This window comes from Roseateles sp. P5_E1 (assembly GCF_054049335.1).
Genome location: NZ_JBFUMN010000005.1, coordinates 59,076 through 77,868, shown reverse-complemented (window position 1 = coordinate 77,868; position 18,793 = coordinate 59,076). Strand labels below are relative to the sequence as shown.

Here is an 18,793-nt window from a genome sequence, read left to right as displayed (position 1 = left end):
CCGCCGAATTCCGCGACGGGCTGGCCGCTCCCACAGGTCTGACGAATGGCTGCTGGCGCGCCCAGCGCCCACAATCGCCCCACTTCAAATTCCTCGCCCACCATGAAACGACTGCTGCTCCCCGCCTTGCTCGCGGCGACATTGGCCCACGCGGCCGGCCCCAATGCTGCGGAAGGTCCGCTGGATGCCCTGCCCTACACGCCCAGCCTGGACGTGACGGCCATGGACCGCAGCGCCGACCCCTGCGACGACCTCTACCGCTACGCCTGCGGCGCCTGGACCAAGGCCAACCCCATCCCGGCCGACCAGTCGCGCTGGTCGGTCTACGCCAAGATGGCCAACGAGAACCAGCGCTACCTGTGGGGCGTGCTGAACAAGCTGGGCCAGCCGGGCGCCGAGCGCACCGCGGCCCAGGCCAAGCTGGGTGACTACTTCGCCGCCTGCATGGACGAGGGCGCCGTGCAGGCCACCGGGCTCAAGGGCCTGCAGCCGACGCTGGACCGCATCGCCGCGCTGAAGGACAAGAAGGCCCTGCCGGCCCTGCTGGCCGAGTTGCAGCTGGCGGCCGGCAATGACCGCCTCTTCTTCGGCTTCAGCGCGGGCCAGGACTTCGCCGACGCGACGCGCCAGATCGCCTTCGCCTCGGCCGGCGGCCTGGGCCTGCCCGACCGCGACTACTACCTCAAGCGTGACGACAAGACGCTGAAGATCCGCACCGCCTACGAGGCCCATGTGGCCCGCATCTTCGAGTTGCTGGGCGACACACCCGAGGCCGCCAAGGCGGGGGCGCGCAGCGTGCTGGCCACCGAGACCACGTTGGCCCGCGCGTCGCTCTCCAAGGTCGACAAGCGCGACCCCTACAAGACCTTCCACGTCGTCGACGCGCGCGGCCTGAAGGCGCTGATGCCCGGCTTCGACTGGGCCAGCTACCAGGCGGCCCTGGGCACCACGCCCTGGCATGCCCGCTACAACGTCACCGAGCCGGCCTTCTTCAAGGCACTCGGCGCGCGCCTCAACGCGATGAGCCTGGCGGACCTGAAGACCTATCTGCGCTGGCAGCTGGCCAGCAGCCTCAGCCCCGCGCTGGACAACGGTTTCGTGCAGGCCAATTTCGACTTCTACGGCCAGACCCTGCACGGTACGCCCCAGCTGAAACCGCGCTGGAAGCGCTGCGTGCAGCTCGTCGACGTGCAGATGGGCGAGGCGCTGGGCCAGGAATTCATTGCGCGCAACTTCACGCCCGACCTGAAGGCCGCGGCGGTGCAGATGACCGACGAGATCGAGGTGGCCATGGGCCGGTCCATCGACAGCCTGGCCTGGATGAGCGCCGAGACCAAGGCCCGCGCCCACGCCAAGCTCAAGGCCATCGTCAACAAGGTGGGCTACCCGGAGCGCTGGCGCGACTACTCGGCCTTTGCCGTGCAGCCTGGCGATTTCCTGGGCAACGTCACGCGCGGCAACGCCTTTGAGGCCAAGCGCCGCCTGGCCAAGATCGGCCAGCCGCTGGACCGCGGCGAGTGGGGCATGACGCCGCAGACGGTGAACGCGTATTACGACGCGCAGATGAACGACATCAACTTCCCCGCCGGCGTGCTGCAGGCGCCGCTGTACGACGCAGCTCTCGACGAGGCACCCAACTACGGCAACACCGGCGGCACCATCGGCCACGAGCTGACCCACGGCTTCGACGACGAAGGCCGCCAGTTCGACGCCCAGGGCAACCTGAAGAACTGGTGGACCAAGAAGGACGGCAAGGAATTCGAGAAGCGCGCCGCCTGCGTGGCCGACCAGTACGCCACCTACACCGTCGTCGATGACATCAAGATCAACTCCAAGCTGACGCTGGGCGAAGACCTTGCCGACCTCGGCGGCCTGGTGCTGGCCTGGGAGGCCTGGAAGGTGCACATGACCGGCAAGACGCTGGAGAACCGCGACGGCCTGACGCCCGAGCAGCGCTTCTTCGTCGGCTTCGCGCAGTGGGACTGCGCCGATGCCCGCCCCGAAGCCCTGCGCGTGCAGGCCAAGGTCGACCCGCACTCGCCGGCGCGCTGGCGCATCAACGGCGTCGTCGTCAACATGCCGGAGTTCGAGAAGGCCTTTGCGTGCAAGCCGGGCGCCAAGCTGGTGAAGCCGGCGGGGCAGCATTGCAAGGTGTGGTGATCTGCACGGGCTGAGGGCGCTGCTCATTGCCGCCGCGATGAGCAGCGGCGTTGTCGGCAGCGGCCACTGACCGTGAAGGTAGCATTGCGCACGCAGGATGCGCCCATTTCCCGGCGTGCCTGGCGCGGGTGCCTTGGTGAAAGCCGGGTGGCACCTCGATTGCCCGCCGGAGTTCCATGACCGCTGCGCTGCATCCACCCTGCGACCAAGCCGCCATCCGCCACGGCCCTCCGGCATCGCCCTGCTCGCCGGCCAGGCAGCGGTGGGTGCTGGCGACCGCAATCCTCGCGTCCGGCATGGCCTTCATCGACGGCACGGTCGTCAACGTGGCGCTGCCGGCAATCCAGAACGAGTTGCATGCCACGCTGCATCAGGTGCAATGGGTCGTGGAGTCGTATGCGCTGTTGCTGGCCGCGCTGCTCCTGCTTGGCGGCGCGCTGGGCGACCGCTACGGCCGCCGCCGCATCTTCCTGATGGGTGTAGCGATCTTCGGCGTGGCCTCGGTGCTGTGCGCGCTCTCAAGCGGCGTGAACGCATTGATCTCCGCGCGCGCATTGCAGGGCGTGGGTGCAGCCTTGCTGGTGCCGGGGAGCCTGGCGCTGATCAGTGCGGCCTTTCCCGAGCATGAACGGGGCCGGGCCATCGGCACGTGGGCCGGCTTCAGCGGTATCACGGCCGCCGTGGGGCCGGTGATCGGCGGCTGGCTGATCGACCATTACTCCTGGACCTGGGCCTTCCTGGTGAATGCGCCGCTGGCCGCGCTGGTTGCGGCGATGGCGATGCTGCGGGTGCCGGAATCCCGCGACCCGCAAGCCACGGGGCGGCTGGACTGGCCGGGGGCGGCGCTCGTCACGGTGGGCCTGGGCGGCATCGTGTTCGCCTTCATCGAAGGGCCGGCCCGCCAGTGGGATTCGCCCGCGGTGATCGCCGCCCTCGTGATCGGCGTCGTTGCGATGGGGGCCTTCGCCTGGGTGGAGCAGCGTACAGCGCGGCCCATGCTGCCGCTGCAATTCTTTCGCGATCCCGTCTTTGCCGGCGCCAATGTGCTGACTTTGCTGGTCTACGCGGCCCTCGGCGGTGGCCTCTTCTTCGTGCCGCTGGCGCTGATCCAGGTGCATGGCCTGTCGGCCGCCGCCGCAGGAGCGGCGCTGCTGCCCCTCATCCTGATCATGTTTGCGCTGTCGCGCTGGGCCGGCGGCCTGGCCGATCGGGTCGGGCCGCGCACACCGCTGGCGATCGGCCCCGTGATCGCGGGCGCTGGTTTCGCTGCGCTGGCGCTGCCTTCCATCGAAGCCAATTACTGGACCGGGTTCCTGCCGGGCATCGTGGTGCTCGGCGTGGGCATGAGCGTGACGGTCGCGCCATTGACCACGGCCGTCATGAATGCGGCGGGCGCCGACGCGGCCGGTGTTGCGTCGGGCATCAACAACGCGGTGTCCCGTGCGGCCGGCGTGCTGGCCATCGCCGCGCTGGGGGCACTGATGGCCTGGGCATTCGGCGCTGCGCTTCGAGGCCAGCTCGACCACCACGGCGTGCCTGCTGCTGTGGCGTCGCTGGTGCTGGAGCAGCAGAGCCGGCTCGCGGCCATCGAGCTGCCGCGGGACCTGGACGCCGCCACCCGGGCCGCGGCCCAGAGCGCCATCCACGAGGCTTTCGTCAGCGGATACCGGTGGGTGATGGGCGTGAGCGCCGCGCTGTGCGTGCTGGGCGCCGCGGTGGCCGCGGTGTTGATGCGCAAGGTTGAGCGTTAAGACACGCGATGCGCACGGGCCGACTTGGGACGCCTGTGCCAGAACCGACAGCGATTTGGAAGGACGCTTCCAGCCTAGTGCCGTCGCCCGCTTTGCAGCGAAAGCGGGCGTAACAGTCCGCCTGCGCGCCTCCCATACGATCGGCCGGTCCTCCATCGGTAAAGGCCCAGCCCGTGCGACGCCTCGGCATCACGATCATCCTCAGCCTTGCTGCCACCACTCATGCGGGTGCTCGGGAATGCGAGCGACTCTGCAACACGCAGGCCCAGCCTTTGCCCGCTCAGGACGGCAAGCCATGACCCCGATTCAGCAATGGCATGCCACCCGCAGCCTGCGCCTGCTGCTGCAGACGCTGCGCGACTTGATGGTCTCGATGGGGCCGCTGCTACTGCTCGGCGGAGGCCTGCTGGTAGCTGCCTACTGGTGGCTGGATCCGCAGCCGCCGCGCCAGGTGAGGCTGGCCACCGGCCCGGCCGGAAGTGCCTATGCCAGCTTCGGCGAGGGCTATGCGAAAGCGCTGGCACGCGAGCGCATCCAGGTGGAGCTGATCGCCAGCGAAGGCGCGCAGGACGATCTGGCCCATCTGCGCGCGGGCACGGTCGATGTGGGCTTCGTACGCGGCGGTATGGCCGATCCGGTGACCGATACCGAGGCCGGCATCGTCTCGCTGGGCAGTCTGTTTTACGAGCCGATCTGGATCTTCTACCGCCGCGATCTCGGCATCGCGCGCCGCCAGCCCGGGGGCGAACTGCAGCGCCTGGACCAGCTGCGCGGCCTGCGAGTCAATGTGGATCAGGACGGCAGCGGTGTACCGCAGATTGTTGAGAAGCTGCTGGCGCTGAACCAACTGAAGCCGACCGATCTGCGGCTGTCCAATCTGGCGCCCGACGCCGCGGGTGAGGCGCTGCGCCAGGGTCGGCTGGATGCCACGGTGCTGATCTCGGCGCCGCAGGCCCGCCTGATCCGCGAACTGCTGCGCGACCCGGCCATTGCGCTGATGGCCTTCGAGCAGAACGAGGCCTATTCGCGCCAGCTGCCCTTCCTGTCCACCGTGAGGCTGCCGCGTGGTGTGGTGGGCCTGGCAGCCGATTTACCGCCGCACGACGTGCCGCTGCTCGCCACCACCACCGCACTGCTGGCGCGCGAGCAAACGCACCCTGCGCTGCGCCAACTGTTCGCGCAGGCGGCCCTGGGCCAGCACAGCGACGCCGGCTGGTTCAATGGCGCGCGCGACTTCCCCAACACCCGCACCAGCGAGCTGCCGGTCAGCGCCGAGGGCGATCGCGCGATCAACGGCACGACGCCGGCGTGGGCGCGCTACCTGCCCTTCTGGGCCGGCAATCTGCTGGAACGCATGTGGCTGGTGGTCGGCGGCCTGCTGGTGCTGATGCTGCCGCTGTCGCGCGTGGTGCCGCCGCTCTACACGTTCCGCGTGCGCTCGCGCGTGTTCCGCTGGTATGCGCGGCTGCGCGAGGTGGAAGCAAAGCTTGAAAGCGGCGCAGGCGAGCGCGACGCTTTGCTCGACGAGCTGGATGAGCTGGACCGCGTCACACACCGCATTGCGGTGCCGCTGTCCTATGCCGAAGAGCTTTACGCGCTGCGCAACAACATCTATGCGGTGCGCAAGCGCCTGCTGGCGCAGCGGTCCCGGCCAACAGCCGCACCGACCGACTAGTCAACAAGCGGCGCGGCGGCTCGCTGCCCGTCCCTACCGCCACTTCAGCCCGATCCCGGGATGCGTCCGAGTAATCCGGGTGGGAAACGCGTCTGCAGCGGCTCAGGCAGCAAAACGCTACGACAGCAGCCGGAACAGCATGTTGGGGTGGATGGGCAGGTCGGCCAGGCCGGCCACGCCCATCAGTACGCCGAAAAAGGTCGGCAGCAGGGCCACGAAATACAGCGGCCACAGGCGGGTCAGTGCCGTGACGGCCAGCAGGGCGATGGCGATGGCGAGCAGGGCGTCGGACAGGTCGAACTGGTCGTCGCGGCGGTTCAGCGTCTCGTAGGCGGTCTGGGCCGCCTCGGCCTGGGCCTTGAGTTCATCGCGCTTCTTCAGCTGATCAGCCGTCTTGGCACGGTAGCCGGCGATGGCCTTGTCGTAGTCCGCGGCTTGCGCGTTGGGTGCTCCGGCCTTGGCCAGCTCAAGTTGGGTGGCGGTCGACTCGGCCACGTCGGCGCGGATGGTGCGCGCCTGGAAGTAGGCCCAGTAGTCGAGCTTGTCGGCCTGGGCCTGCTGCATGCCTTGCACGATGTTGTCGTCCTTGACCTTGCAGATGCCCATGAAGGTGGCCAGGATCGCCACCGTGATAGCGACAGCGGCGTTCAGGCGCGCGGTGCGGGCCTCCTGCGCGGCTTCGGCGGCCTGGTCGATGAGGTCTTTGGGATCGAGGTCCATGGAGGGGGTATGTAGTTGGCAGCGGAACTATGCGCGCAGCACGGGCCTTGTCTGTGGCAATCTCGCGGCCTTCAGTTCCTGCGCAAGCCGAATGAAAGCCAAGACACTGTTGCTGACATTGCTGTTTGCCGTCACCGCCACGGTGCGGGCTGAGCCCGTCACTTTCGCGCTGGAGGCGCCTCAGGCGCGCCGGGTCTTCCTCGCCGGCGAGATGACGGACTGGGACAAGCACAAGCAGGCCATGGCGCGCGGCGCCGATGGCGTCTGGCGCGTGCGCCTGGACCTGGCGCCGGGTCAGTGGCTCTACAAGTTCGTCGTCGACGGCCGCTGGGTACATGACCCGGCCACGCCAGACCACGATGCCGACGGCCAGGGCGGCCAGCATTCCTTCGTCTTCGTTGGCGAAGGTGCATGGACGCCACCGGCCACCGGTCGAGGCCGTGTCGAGACGTACGAGGTGGCTTCTGCCACCTTCGGCCGGACCGACAAAGTCAACGTCTATCTGCCGCCCGGCTTCGAGCGCGGCCAGGCCCTGCCGGTGCTGACCCTGCTGCACGGCGGCGGCATGGACGCCGACCAGTGGTTTCGCACCGGCCACATCGAGCGCTATGCCGACCGCCTCATCGCCAGCGGCCGTGCGCGGCCCTTCGTCATCGTCATGCCCAGCAGCAACGGCCGGCGCTACGACGGCCCGGCCGAGCGCTTCATCGTCGACGAGTTGCCGGCCTGGCTGAAGGAACAGTACGGCCTCTCACCCACACGCGCGCAGTCGGCCATCGCCGGTATGTCCCTGGGTGGCTACGGCTCGGTCAAGCTGCCGCTGGCGGCGCCGCAGCGCTGGGGCTATGCCTTCGCGCTGAGCGGCTGGTATCCGGACGAGCTGATCGCCGAGGTCCAGCGCGCCGGGCGGCTGCCGGTGCCACTGGTGCTGCGCTGCGGCAGCGAGGACGAATTGGTCACGACGAATCGCGCACTGCGGGCCACGCTGCGCGCCCAGGGCCAGGCGTCCGACTATCGCGAGGATGCCGGCGCCCACACCGTCCACTACTGGAGCCAGGTGACGGCCGAGATGCTGGAGGGCGCGGACGCCTACTTCCGGCGCGCCGCTCCCTGAAGATTCGCTGATCGCGGCGTTCAGGCCAGCGGCGGCGCGGCGCAGAGTGAGCCGCTGGCGGAGATCGCGGGCGCGAGTGCGGCGATCACTTCGTCCAGCGCGGCATCGACGGCGGCGCCATGGATGCCGGCGATGCACGCCCGCTCCAGCCGCAGCGCGGCTTCGCGCAGCCCGTCCATGCCAAAGGTGCCGGCCAGGGATTGAAGGTCGTGCGCCAGGCGGCGCCCGGCCGCCGCGTCGCCGGCGTTGCGCGCGGCATCGAAGTCCTGTTCAAAGCTGCGGTATTTCTCGGCAAAGCCGCCGAGGGCACGTCGCAGCAGGGCGGCGTCGCCGCCGAGGCGGCCCAGGGCGCCGGCCATGTCGATGCCCGGTGTGGGCAGGCCCACGGCGGCAGCGCTGCCGTTGTCGGCCGGCGCGCGGGGGCGCACCCAGCGTGCCAGGGTGGCATACAGGTGCGCCACGTTGATCGGCTTGGCGACGTGGTCGCTCATACCGGCCGCGAGCGCCTTCTCGCGGTCGCCCAGCATCGCGTTGGCGGTCATGGCGATGATGGGCAGGTCCTGCCAGCGCGGCTGCTGGCGCAGCCGCTGCGTGGCCTCGAAGCCGTCCATCTCCGGCATCTGGCAGTCCATCAGCACGGCGTCGTAGTCGTGTGTGGCCAGCCGCTCCAGGGCTTCGCGGCCATTGCAGGCCATGTCCACCGCGACGCCTATGCGGCCGAGCAATTCGGCGGCGAGGTCGCGGTTGATCTCGTTGTCCTCCACGAGCAGCACGCGTGCGCCGTCCAGGCGCACGTCGAGCCGCGGTGGCAGCTGGGCGGCGGCGTGCTCGCCGCTCAGGCCGGACGCTTCGGCACAGGCGTCCAGCAGCGACCAGGGCGTCACCGGCCTGGCCATCACCACCACCGTGGCCACCGTCAGTGGCGGACTCAGATCCTGGCGACCCGCCTCGGCCAGCAGCACCAGGGCCGGCGCGCCGCCCGTGGCCTGGGAGGCGAGGCGGTGTGCGAAGTCGGCCAGGTCCAGGTCGGCCAGCGGGTGCTCCAGCACGGCCAGGCCGTAGCCTTGCGCCTCGTTCGCCGACAGCCGCGCCCGCGCCTCGGTGCCGTTGGCGGCGCAGTCGACCAGCAGCCCCGCCTCAGCGAGCGTCGCGGCATGCAGCTGGCGTGCCGCGGCATGCGCAACGACCACCAGCGCCCGCCGCCCGCGCAGGCCGGCAGCGGGCTGGGCGGTCGTCGCATCGGGCAGGGCCGCCAGACTCAGCACGAACGAGAAGCGGCTGCCCCCGCCGGCCGGGCTGTCGACCTCGAGTTCACCGCCCATCAATCGCACCAGCTGGCGGCTGATCGCCAGCCCCAGCCCGGTGCCGCCGTGGCGCCGGCTGGTCGCGGCATCGGCCTGCTCGAAGGGTTCGAACAGGCGCTGCCTGAGTTCGTCGGAAATGCCCATGCCGGTGTCGCTGACCGCGAAGCGCAGCACCGCTCGCTCGCGCTCGCGGCTCACCGTCTCGACGCTCACCTGCACCTGGCCGTGATCGGTGAACTTGACCGCGTTGCCGGTCAGGTTGAGCAGCACCTGGCCCAGGCGCACAGGGTCGCCCAGCAGCTGCCGCGGCGGGTCGCCCTGCACCGAGAACAGCAGCTCCAGCTGCTTGTCCTGCGCCTGCGGGCCCATCATGGAGGCCAGGCTGTCYAGCACCTCGGGTAGGTCGAAGGGCAGGGTCTCGACGACCAGCTTGCCGGCCTCGATCTTGGAGAAATCGAGGACGTCGTTGAGGATGGTCAGCAGCGAGCGCGCCGCGCGATTGACCTTCTGGATGTGCACGCGCTCGCGGGGCGGCAGCGCACCTTCCAGCGCCAGGCCCGACATGCCGATGATCGCGTTCATCGGCGTGCGGATCTCGTGGCTCATGTTGGCGACGAAGGCGCTCTTGGCGATGCTGGCCGCTTCGGCGGCGTCGCGCGCGTGGCTCAGCTCGGCGGTGCGCTGGCCCACGGTGTCCTCCAGGGCCGTGTGCTGGCGGCGCAACTCGGCATCGCGCGCGTGCAGCGCGCCCATCAGCGCGTTGAAGCCCTCGCCCAGCCGGGCCAGCTCGTCGGCACCTTCGACCGGCACGCGGCGGTCGTAGTCGGCGCTGACGCGCACCTCGTCGACCACCGCCGCCAGCGTGGCCAGCGGCCGGCCGATGGAGTGTTGCAGCGCCCACAGCAGGCCCAGCATCACTGCGGCCCCCAGCAGCACCAGCGCAGCGCCGAAGGCGACCATGGCGGCCAGGTTCTGCCGCTGCAGCTCAGCCAGGCTGGTGACCAGGACCAGGCGCGCATCGCCGTCCAGCGCCTGCACCCAGCGGGCCGCGCCGAGCCCGGTTGCCAGTGCAAAGCCCGGCTCGCTGCCGCCGCCCGGCGCTGCAGCCGGCCACTCGACGGCCTGCGGCGCGCGCAGCTGCGCGAGCAGCCGCCCGTCGGCCAGGCGCAACTCGGCCGACAGCACCAGCGGGTTGGGGCGCAGCGAGTCCAGGATCTCCTGCGCGCGCCGCGCGTCACCGAAGGCGACCGCCGCCTCGGCACCGACAGCGATCAATTGCGCCATGGGTTCGACCTGGGCGCGGGCGCGCTGTTCAAGGGTCAGGCGCTGCACCAGCACCAGGCCGGCCGCGCCCGCGGCAAACACCAGCACCGCCGCCACCAGCAGCGACAGCATCAGCACGCTGCGGATGCGGCGCGGCCGCGCGGCGTTCACCGGAGCCTCCGCAGGCTGCCGTGCTCGACCACTTCGCTGGACACTTCGAGCAGCTTGGCCGGAATGCCCAGCGAGGCCCGGCGTGCCTGGTCGAGATTGATGCTCATCTCGATGTGCTCGCCGGGCAGCAGGCGCACGACGCCGCCCTCGCTGAGGAATTCCGGCGCATTGCCCACGGTCAGGACCGGCAGGCCGCTCAGCTGCGCCAGTGCCGCACGCCGCGCCGACGAACTGATGGCGCCGACGAAGACGATGTGGCAGCTGGCGAGTGCCTCGGGCGACACGGCGCGCCTGACGGTGAACGGCCGGCCCTGTTCGAGCCGGCCCTGGAAGGTCTGCTCCAAGGAGGCGTCGAAGTGGTTCTCGTCAACGGTGCAGACGTTCCAGGGCATGGTGCCGTCGGCAAAGGCCCGCGACGGCCAGGTGACGTAGCGGGCGAAGTTGCGCATGAACGCGGCCTCGACCCGGGACTGCCGCTCGACCAGCGGCGCCTGCGCGCCGGCCAGCGGCCCCAGCACGCAGGCCAGGGCCGCCAGCGCGACGGAGCGTCCGAAACGCACGGCGGCCCTCACCAGGCCGCTTTCAAAGCCAGCAGCCACTCCCGGGGCCGCGAACGCGTGCTCTGCGAGGGGTGGTAGTGCCGGTCGAGCAGGTTCTTGCCGGACAGCTCGATCGACATGCGGCGCCCGCCGTCCAGCCACGCGTAGCCCGCCAGGGCGTCGATCAGCGCATAGCTCTGCCGCGCCGCCGCCGGGCCCTCGGGCAACAGCGTCTGGTCCCGCACGACGTGGGCCCCGCCGGCCAGGTAGAGCCCGCCAGAGAAATCATGCCGCGCCCAGAGGTTGAACAGATGCGGTGCGCTCATCTGCAGCCGCGCGCCGTGCAGCAGTTGGGCGCTCTTGTAGTTGATGCGCTCGGCGGCATTCAGCGTCGCCGGATCGCGCGACAGCAGGGCCGCGTCGTTGCCGCTGTACTCCAGGATGCGGGCGGCGGTGCGGCTGTAGGCCAGGTAGATCTGCCAGCCCGCGGCCGGCAGCAAGGTGGCATCGAACTCGATGCCGCGCGAGCGCTGCTGGCCGCTCTGGACGTTGTAGATGACGACGTTGCCCGAGCTGTCGGTCTGCGCCAGGTCGTTGACGGCGTTGCGGTTGCGCAGGTCGAAGGCGGTCAGCGTGGCCGTGGCGCGGCCGTTCAGCAGCTCCGCCTTGACGCCCAGGTCCCAGCCGCTGCCGCGCGTCGGCAGGGCGGGTGCGTGCGTGCCGTCGGGCCGGTTCAGCACCTGCGCGACGGGCACGAAGGAGCGTGCGAACGAGGCGAACAGCGACCACTCGGGCGCCAGGCGCAGCAGGGCGCCGTATTGCGGCGTCAGCTCATGCGTGGAGAAGGGCTGCGACGTGGCGGTGATCCGGTCGTCGACCCGGGCACGCGCGGCGGTGTAGCGCAGGCCGGCCAGCAGCAGCAGGTCGTCGTCAAGCAGCCCGAGCGTGGCGCCGGCATAGGCCGAGCGGTCCGTCTGGTGCAGGCTGCGGTCGGCGCGGTTCTCGGTCAACGCCGACAGCGGGATGTCCACCTGGCGGTTCCAGGTCGATGGGTCGCGCAGGTCCCACAGCGGCAGGGGCGAGGCGATGGGGCGGCTGCCCAGGGCTGGGTCGTTGGGCGCCTGCGCCGCCGTGTTGTCGAAGCGCCGCCTGAGCGACTGCGCGCCGAGCAGCAACCGCAGGCTGGCACGGTCGAAGCGGTACACGCCGACGCCGTCGGCGGTCAGCGTCTCGGCCTGGTTGGTGTAGGTCTGGCGACGCAGGCGGCGGCCCTGCAGAAACGTCTGGTTGTCGGACATGCCGAGGTTGCCGGAGAACAGCGCATCGATGGCGAAGCGCAGGCGTGAGTAGCCGGCGCGCAGATGCCAGTGGTCGCTCGCCTCGACATCGACCCAGCCGCTGGCGCCCGTGCTGTCGCTGCGGCGGTAGTCGACGTCGGACATGCTGTTCCAGTCGTCTGGCAACCCGGGCACGTCGACGCCGGCGCGATTCGGGTCGGCCGCGGTCGGCACGAGGCCTGCCTGCCTGCCGTAGCCGGGCTTTTGCATCAGCTGCGGGGCTTCGCGCTTGCTGTACTGCTCGGCCTTGAGGGTCACGCTGACGCGGCGGTCCGGTGTCCAGCGCAGCGAAGGTGCCAGGGTGGTGGCATGCGCGTCGTAGGGCCGCCAGTAGTGGATGTCCTGGTCGAACGAGGCTGCGACACGCAGCAGCAGGTCGGGCCGCAGCGGCGTGCCCATGTCGGCGTCGAGCCGGTAGCGGCCGTAGCTGCCGGCGCCCACCTCGACCTCGGCGAAGGGCTGGGGCCGCGGGCTCTTCGTGATCACGTTGACGATGCCGCCGGGCGCCACCTGGCCGTACAGGAAAGAGGACGGCCCCTTGACGATCTCGATGCGAGAGGCGCTGGTGAGGTCGAAGATCGACGGGCCGACGAAGCCGTCGCGCAGCACCTGGTAGGCGCCAGGCACCTGGCTCACCGCAAAGCCGCGGATCGCCAGGTTGGCATTGCCCTCATTGAAGTCGTTGCTCCGGTAGGTCACGCCCGGCGAATAGCGGGCCACGTCGAACAGGCCTTGCGGCTTCTGGTCGCGGATGAATTGCTCGTTGAAGGCCTGGATGGCGAACGGCAGGTCGTGGATCGGCGCGTCGAAGCGCGAGGCGGACACGGCGTGGGCGGCGCGATAGCCGCGGTCGAGGTTGGCGGCGACATCGAAGGGCGACAGCCGCACCTGCACGAGTTCGCCGATGTCGAGGTCGGCGACGCTGGAGGAACTCGCCGCGACCCCGGTGGCAGCCGCCAGGCCGGCGGCCAGCACCAACAGCTGCGCTGCGCCCGCGACCCGCAAGCGCATGGCGGTTCCCTGTCTCCTGCCCCCGGCTGCTGTCATCGATCACTCGATTCCATTGGGCTTGTTTGCATCGAGTTTATGCCTGTGCGCCGCCGCAAGGGGCGGCCTGCCGTTCAGGCCTGCACGACGTTGCGGCCCTGGCCCTTGGCCCGGTAAAGCGCCGCATCGGCGCGCGCCAGCACCGCGCCGCCACTGGCATCGGCGCGTTCGGCTTCGGCGATGCCGAAGCTGGCGCTGAGCGACCAGTCCTGCTCCAGCCACCGCAGTGGCGCCATATTGACCAGCCAGCGCATGCGCTCGGCCACCAGCGCCGCGCCGGCGATGTCGGTGTCGGGCAGCAGCACGCAGAATTCCTCGCCACCCAGGCGGCCGAAGCGGTCCACCTCGCGCACGCAGGGCTGCAGCTCCTTGACCATCAGGCGCAAGGCCGCGTCGCCGGCGGCGTGGCCCAGTGTGTCGTTGAGCTGCTTGAAGCGGTCCATGTCGATCATGACCAGGGCATAGCCGCGGCCGCGCGCCAGCCAGGCGTGGGCGCGCTCCAGGGCCCGGTCGAAGGCGCCGCGGTTCAGCGTGTCGGTCAGCGGGTCGCGCTCCAGCAGGCGCTCGATGCGCGTGATCAACCGCATCAGCACCAGGAAGGCCAGCGTCGCGTTCTGCAGCAAGGCCAGCACCAGGGCCGTCCACAGAAAGGCGATGTTGAACCCGGTGGGCATGCGCAGGTCGGGTGTGCGGCCGGGGTTGACGAAGGTCTCCAGGCCGCGCGCCGCCATCAGCGCCGCGATGAGGAACAGGGGCAGGGCCAGCGGCGCGGGCGTGCGCCGGCCGCCGGCCGAGCGCGCCAGGCTGCGCCAGGCGACAACGCCGGCCACCAGCGTCAGCGCGGCGCCGGCACCGTTGACGATGCGGGCCTGCCAGCGCAGGTCGCCTTCATAGGGCAGCGCCAGCAGCAGCAGCGCCGTGGCAGCCACGGCGGCGGCGCCGGGCTTCCAGTTCAGCGCCCGCGTCGTGATGCCCGGCACCGCCGCGCCGAGCAGCGCGAAGGAGGCGATGGCGAGCACGTCGCCGGGCCAGTAGGTCAGGGCGTCGGGCAGCACACCTCGCAGCACATGCAGGGTCAGCGAACCGGCGGCGGCTGCGTTCGCTCCGGCCATCGCCAGAGAGGCCCGCGGCGCGATGCGCGCGACCAGGGCCAGTGCCATCCACACCAGGGTCGCCGCCGCCGCGACGAAGATGATGCTGGCCAGCAGCGTCTGGGTCTGCGCTGGCGTGATCATGCCGTGGCGATCCCGCCGAGGTGCGTTGCCACGCAGACGCGGTTGCGGCCCTCGGCCTTGGCGCGGTAGAGCTCGCCGTCGGCGCGCGCCATGCCGACTTCGCCCCGCGGGTCGTCGGCCACCGGCAGGGCCACGCCGAAGCTGGCCGACAACGGCAGCTCCACGTCTTTCCAGCGCAGCGGCTGGGCGGCCAGGCTGTGGCGCAGGCGCTCGGCCACGCTGGCGGCGGTGGCGAGATCAGCGGGGCCGGCCAGCGGCAGCAGCGCGCAGAACTCCTCGCCGCCCAGGCGCCCCAGGCAGTCCACCTCGCGCAGGCAGGCCTGCCAGACGCGCACGCAATGCTGCAGGGCCGCGTCACCGGCCTGATGGCCGTGCTGGTCGTTGACGCGCTTGAAGTGGTCGATGTCGATCATGGCCAGCGCGAAGCCGCGGCCGCGTTGCAGCTGGGCCTGGGCCTCGCCGAGCGCCTGCTCGAAGGCGCGGCGATTGAGGGCGCCGGTCAGCGGGTCGCGGTAGGTCAGGTGCTGAATGCGCGTGATGAGGCGCCAGATCATCAGCGCGATCAGGCTGAGGGTGATGGCGGCGGTGACGACGAACCACAGCGCCGCGCGCGCCGGCGACGGCAGTTCGCCATTGAGGATGTGGTCATCCCAGCCCGGCACGAGCAGCAGCTCCGCGGCGTGCGTCAGCGTCACGGCTGCCATTGCGGCGAAGGGCAGGGTGGTGCATGCGGTGACGACGCGCGACAGCTGGTTGCCGATGCCACGCACGACCTCGCGCACGGACAGCAGGGCCAGCAGCGCCACGCTGAAAGTGCTGGCCACCTGCGGCGCCAGGCCCGAGCCACTGGCCAGGCCCAGTGCGATGCCGATGGCACCGAGGCCGCCTATCCAGCTGATGTCGCGCGGGCGCTGGCGGCTGCGCAGCATGCGGCGCAGCGCCATCAGCAGCAGCACGGCGCAGGCCAGCAGGCCGAACTCGGGAATCGCCTGGCGCAGCAGGCCGGGCCAGCCGGCCATGCAGTCGCCGCAGCCCTGCGAGGCGATGCGCACCAGATGAGCCGCCGCCATCAGCCGGCCGGCACGCGGCGCGATGCGAAAGGTCTGCGCGAGCGTCAGCCAGGCCAGGGCCGCCATCAGATTGAAGAGGGCGCTGACCTTGAGGACCGTCGGGACGTCGAGGAATTCCATGCAGCGAGGTGGGCCTGTGAACGCTACGGCAATGGGCTGAGAAGGCTCGCCGCCAGGGGCCAAGCAAGGCGCAGCACGCCGCCCGCACTCATGTGCGGGCAAGTGGTGCAACGCCGAGTGGCCCCTGGCGGCGAGCCTTCCCGCAGGGTTGTGACCAGAAAGGCCGCGCGCCGCGTTGCAAATCCTCGCCGGGTACCCCACCCCGCTCCGGTTTGCGCCTTGCTCGCAGCCTTTCTGGTCACAACTCAGCCTATTGCCGTAGCGTTCACAGTCCCCGGACGCGCATCTTCTCCGACAACGCCACAATGCCGGCCATGTCGGCTTGGGTACTGATCACCGGAGGCTCGCGTGGCATTGGAAGCGCGACGGCGCTGCGTTGCGCCGAGGCCGGCTGGGACGTGGCCATCAACTATGCCCAGGATAGCCTCGCTGCGGACAAGCTCGCGGCCAGATTGCACGGACTCGGCCGGCGCGCGCTGACCCTGCAGGCCGACGTGGCCGACGAAGTTCAGGTGGCGGCCATGTTCGAGCAACTGGACGCGGCCGGTGGCCGGCTGGCAGGCCTGGTCAACAACGCCGGCATCGTGGCGCCGGCGGCGCGGCTGGAGGCGATGACGACCGAGCGGTGGCGGCGCCTCTTCGACGTCAACGTGATCGGCACGCTGCTGTGCTGCCAGCAGGCCGCGCGACGCATGAGCACCCGGCAGGGCGGCGCAGGCGGGGCGATCGTCAACCTCAGCTCGCGCGCGGCCGAGTTCGGCTCGGCGGGCATCTATGTGGACTACGCCGCCACCAAGGGCGCCATCGACACCTTGACCAAAGGCCTGGGGCGCGAACTGATCAGCGAGGGCATCCGCGTCAACGGCGTGCGGCCCGGCATCATCGAGACGGACATCCATGCGGCCAGCGGCATGCTGGAGCGCGCGCAGGCCCAGGTGAAAGACATTCCCATCCAGCGCATGGGCCGCGCCGAGGAGATCGCCGAGGCCATCGTCTGGCTGCTCAGTGATGCATCCAGCTACACGGTGGGCACGCTGCTGGACGTGGCGGGCGGGCGCTGAGGCGCACTCAGCGGCCTGCCAGCAGGGCCCTGGCCCTGGGCAGCGCTGGGTCCTGGTCGCTCCCGGCCAGCTCCAGCTGATCAAGGTCGGGCAGGGCCTCGTCGGGTTGCAGGCCGCGGTCCAGCAGCAACTGGCCGCCTGGTGTGCGATAGACGGCCGTGGTCAGCTTTACGCCGCTGTTGGCCGACAGCTTGCGAACGGTCTGGATGCTGCCGCGTCCGAAGGTCTTGCTGCCCAGCAACTTGGCGCGGCCGTTGTCGCGCAGCGCCGCCGCAATGATCTCGGCGCCGGAGGCCGTCCCGCCATCGACGAGTACGACCAGCGGCAGCTGCGTCAGGTCCTCGGGCCAAGCACCCCGCGCGCGCGAGTTCCTGCGGTCTGCGGTGTAGGTGTGGTTGGCTTCTGGGATGCGGCCCTCGGTGCGCGTGACGACGGCTTGCTCGGGCAGGAACATCGCAGCCACTTCGATGCTGGTTTCCAGCAGGCCGCCGGGTGAGCGCCGCAGGTCCAACACCAGGCCTTTGAGCTTCCCGCCTTGCTGAAGGTCACGGAAGACGCTGCGCAGTTCGTCTGCGGTCTTGTCGGTCAGGCCGCGCACGCGCAGGTAGCCGAGGTCGCCCGCCCAACGCAGACCGGTGACCGGCTTGAACACGACGGGCTGGCGCACCAGCTTCAGCGTGCGCGGGGCGGACTCTCCCGGTCGGCGGATCGTCAGTGTCAGCTCGGTGCCAGGCTTACCTTTCAACTTCGCAATGGCCTGGGCGAGTTCGGTTTCCTCCAACGATTCGCCGTCGATGTCGAGGAGGTAGTCGCGCGGCCTTAGGCCTGCACGCTCGGCAGGCGAGCCCTCGTGCGTCGTGACGATCGTTGGCAGGCCCGCCCGGTGCACCAGTTCGATGCCGATGCCCACGGTATCCGTCTGACGCTGGCTCGTCAGGTCGTTGAATGCGTCGGCTTCGAGGAAGGTGGAGGCGCTGTCCAGCTCCTTGAACATGCCCCTCGTGCAAGCATTGATCAGCCGGTCTTCAGCCATGGGAGTGACGTAGTCGGTACGGATGATCTGGAAGCTGGCGGCCAAAACCTGCAGCGATTCCAGCGGCAGACGCTTCGCGAGGGGTGATCGCAATTGCGGCTGCGGCTGCGGTTTCGGCTGCAGCAGCGGTTGCAGTGGAGGTAGTGGTTGTAGTTGAGTTCCCGTCTGCGGCAGCGCTTGCGCCGCAAGTGCAGCAGCTAGCAATGTCGTCAAGACCGCGCATCGGATTGAAATGGGTTGTGCCATATGGAGATGATGGGGAACAGTGAACAGGAAATCAGCGCTTCTCGACCAGCGTCGATTCAACGCCGCTCTCGTCGCGCAGCCGAACGGCGGTGGCACGCGCCTCGTCGGCGCTCGGGAAGGGCCCGGCGCGCAGCCGGTGCACGCCGCCTTCGCGGACGACGGTCAGCAGCGGCAGCAGCGTCAGGTCGGCCTCGGCAATGCGCTGGCGTAGGCTTTCAGCGCCGTCCAGCTTGGCGAAGGCGCCGAACTGCAGCCAGGCGCCGGGGCCGGTGCTGGCAACCGTGGCTGCCATGTTGCCGGTTGTCTCGCGCTGCGGCGCGCCGGGCGGCGTGTCGGGCACGAAAACAGGCGTCGGTTCGCCCGCCGGCTTCTGGAAGGTGCCGGCGCGGATCTCGGCATAGGTGATGCGTCGCACCTCCACCGGCGCCACGCCGCGCAGCAGATCGAGCTTGAGGGCGGCCGTGTAGCTGAGGTCGACGATGCGGCCCTTGTGGAAGGGGCCGCGGTCGTTGATGCGCACGATGACCTCGCGGCCGTTGGCCGGGTTGCGCACGCGGGCATAGCTGGGGATGGGCAGCGTCGGATGAGCCGCCGTCATCGCATACATGTTGTAGACCTCGCCGCTGGCGGTGGGCCGGCCGTGGAACTTGCGGCCGTACCAGGAGGCCAGGCCGCGGTCGGCATAAGGGCTGTCGCCGGTGATGGGTTCGTAGCGCTCGCCCTGCACCTCATAGGGCTTGTTGGGGCCGCCGCTGCGCACGGGCTCGATGCGCGGCGCGGCGTCGGGCACCTTGGCGAGGTCGGACGGCGGATTGGGCAGCGGGCCGTCACGCTCGATGCCGACCGGCGCCACGGCCGAGCGGGTCGCGCAGCCGGTCATCAGTGCGAGCAGCAGCAGTGCGATGGGCAGGCCAGTATGCTGCACGCTGTTCCTGCAATGTCGAAGC

13 protein-coding genes are annotated in these 18,793 nt (G+C 70.2%); 5 read left to right on the top strand and 8 right to left on the bottom strand.

Annotated features, from left to right (window positions below):
- Positions 1-102 precede the first annotated feature (102 nt).
- The 3 genes from ACXJKJ_RS07485 to ACXJKJ_RS07475 all read left to right on the top strand — a co-directional run bounded on the left by ACXJKJ_RS07485 (position 103) and on the right by ACXJKJ_RS07475 (position 5,586).
- Positions 103-2,160 carry a M13 family metallopeptidase gene (locus ACXJKJ_RS07485; RefSeq protein ID WP_457389654.1) on the top strand — a complete coding sequence of 686 codons (2,058 nt, stop codon included), beginning with the start codon at positions 103-105 and terminating at the stop codon, positions 2,158-2,160.
- A 176-nt stretch (positions 2,161-2,336) separates the two neighbouring features.
- On the top strand, positions 2,337-3,911 hold the full coding sequence (locus ACXJKJ_RS07480) for an MFS transporter (RefSeq protein ID WP_457389653.1): 1,575 nt from the start codon (positions 2,337-2,339) through the stop codon (positions 3,909-3,911).
- 295 nt (positions 3,912-4,206) lie between these two features.
- On the top strand, positions 4,207-5,586 hold the full coding sequence (locus tag ACXJKJ_RS07475; protein ID WP_457389652.1) for a TAXI family TRAP transporter solute-binding subunit: 1,380 nt from the start codon (positions 4,207-4,209) through the stop codon (positions 5,584-5,586).
- Between the two features lie 117 nt (positions 5,587-5,703).
- Here ACXJKJ_RS07475 and ACXJKJ_RS07470 read toward each other — a convergent pair whose 3' ends face one another.
- A complete protein-coding gene (locus ACXJKJ_RS07470) occupies positions 5,704-6,306 on the bottom strand; it encodes a DUF4337 domain-containing protein (RefSeq protein ID WP_457389651.1) in 603 nt (200 codons plus the stop codon).
- Positions 6,307-6,397: 91 nt separating this feature from the next.
- Between ACXJKJ_RS07470 and ACXJKJ_RS07465 the strand changes: the two genes are divergently transcribed.
- On the top strand, positions 6,398-7,420 hold the full coding sequence (locus ACXJKJ_RS07465; protein ID WP_457389650.1) for an alpha/beta hydrolase-fold protein: 1,023 nt from the start codon (positions 6,398-6,400) through the stop codon (positions 7,418-7,420).
- 20 nt (positions 7,421-7,440) lie between these two features.
- On the opposite strand, the gene ACXJKJ_RS07460 is transcribed toward ACXJKJ_RS07465, so the two are convergent.
- From ACXJKJ_RS07460 to ACXJKJ_RS07440, 5 genes are all read right to left on the bottom strand, one after another.
- Positions 7,441-10,158 (bottom strand): response regulator, encoded by a 2,718-nt coding sequence (locus tag ACXJKJ_RS07460; RefSeq protein ID WP_457389649.1) that lies wholly within the window; start codon positions 10,156-10,158, stop codon positions 7,441-7,443.
- Positions 10,155-10,718 carry a YfiR family protein gene (locus tag ACXJKJ_RS07455; RefSeq protein ID WP_457320539.1) on the bottom strand — a complete coding sequence of 188 codons (564 nt, stop codon included), beginning with the start codon at positions 10,716-10,718 and terminating at the stop codon, positions 10,155-10,157. Before ACXJKJ_RS07455 ends, ACXJKJ_RS07460 begins: the two co-directional genes overlap by 4 nt.
- 8 nt (positions 10,719-10,726) lie before the next feature.
- Entirely contained in the window at positions 10,727-13,045 is a 2,319-nt protein-coding gene (locus tag ACXJKJ_RS07450) for a TonB-dependent siderophore receptor (protein WP_457320541.1), read from the bottom strand.
- Between the two features lie 110 nt (positions 13,046-13,155).
- Positions 13,156-14,316 carry a GGDEF domain-containing protein gene (locus tag ACXJKJ_RS07445; protein ID WP_056191931.1) on the bottom strand — a complete coding sequence of 387 codons (1,161 nt, stop codon included), beginning with the start codon at positions 14,314-14,316 and terminating at the stop codon, positions 13,156-13,158.
- The gene (locus ACXJKJ_RS07440) at positions 14,313-15,506 is read right to left on the bottom strand and encodes a GGDEF domain-containing protein (protein ID WP_457320543.1); all 1,194 of its coding nucleotides are present in this window, start codon (positions 15,504-15,506) and stop codon (positions 14,313-14,315) included. Before ACXJKJ_RS07440 ends, ACXJKJ_RS07445 begins: the two co-directional genes overlap by 4 nt.
- A gap of 314 nt (positions 15,507-15,820) precedes the next feature.
- Between ACXJKJ_RS07440 and ACXJKJ_RS07435 the strand changes: the two genes are divergently transcribed.
- On the top strand, positions 15,821-16,567 hold the full coding sequence (locus tag ACXJKJ_RS07435; RefSeq protein WP_457389648.1) for an SDR family oxidoreductase: 747 nt from the start codon (positions 15,821-15,823) through the stop codon (positions 16,565-16,567).
- Between the two features lie 7 nt (positions 16,568-16,574).
- Here ACXJKJ_RS07435 and ACXJKJ_RS07430 read toward each other — a convergent pair whose 3' ends face one another.
- Entirely contained in the window at positions 16,575-17,942 is a 1,368-nt protein-coding gene (locus ACXJKJ_RS07430) for a S41 family peptidase (RefSeq protein WP_457389647.1), read from the bottom strand.
- Positions 17,878-18,771: a septal ring lytic transglycosylase RlpA family protein gene (locus tag ACXJKJ_RS07425; protein ID WP_457389646.1), complete on the bottom strand. Its 894-nt coding sequence runs from the start codon at positions 18,769-18,771 to the stop codon at positions 17,878-17,880. The genes ACXJKJ_RS07430 and ACXJKJ_RS07425 overlap by 65 nt, the downstream gene beginning before the upstream one ends.
- Positions 18,772-18,793 lie beyond the last annotated feature (22 nt).